The organism is Ochrobactrum sp. SFR4 (assembly GCF_019730395.1).
Classification (GTDB): domain Bacteria; phylum Pseudomonadota; class Alphaproteobacteria; order Rhizobiales; family Rhizobiaceae; genus Pseudochrobactrum.
On the sequence record NZ_JAAPBB010000078.1, the window covers coordinates 1 to 671 of the forward strand.

1 pseudogene is annotated in these 671 nt (G+C 65.7%); it reads right to left on the reverse strand.

Annotated elements, in window-relative coordinates:
* Positions 1-671 (reverse strand): annotated as a pseudogene (locus tag HBA93_RS17925) (Ti-type conjugative transfer relaxase TraA); the annotation flags it as partial.

The window sequence follows — 671 nt, forward strand, 5'->3', positions numbered from 1 at the left end:
GGGTGCGCTGCTCGCCCTTGTCGTTTTCCAGCGTCACGAAATAGCTGTCGGACTTCTGCGGGTCATGCTCATAGGGCGCGGCCCCATGCTCGACCAGCCGGCCGGCATTGGTGAACTCGTCCTGTGCCGCGTAGAGCTGCACCCCGTCACGATGCCGGGTCATGGCGACATAGGTTAGATGCCGGTCCATCGTCCCCGACGCCATCACATAGGCGCGGTCCACCGTCGCCCCCTGATTTTTGTGAATCGTCGTCGCATAGCCGTGGTCGATCGCCTGATAATCGCCCATCGGCACGGAAACACTATCGCCGCCCCGGCCGTCGAGCGTGGCAATGATGCGGCCCGGCTCGACATGATCGACCGTGCCTAGCATCCCGTTTTTCACGCCAAGGTCGCGGTTGTTCTCCAAGAACACGATGCGGTCGCCGGGCGCGAACTCCCGCTTGCCGTCATTGGTCTGGAAGGTCAGCGCGCCGGCGTCCTCGCCCTGCGCCAGCTCGCCCCGGTCCTGTAGCTCGGCCCGGATCGCGTCGTTGATGGCGCGAACATCGGCCCGGCGATGCGCCATCGCTACGCGGGTGCCGTCCGGGCGCTCGTCGCGATCGGCAAGGTAGTCGCGCACGATCTGGCCCCGCGCGTCCTCGCCGGTTTCGGCAAAGCTGATATTGCCG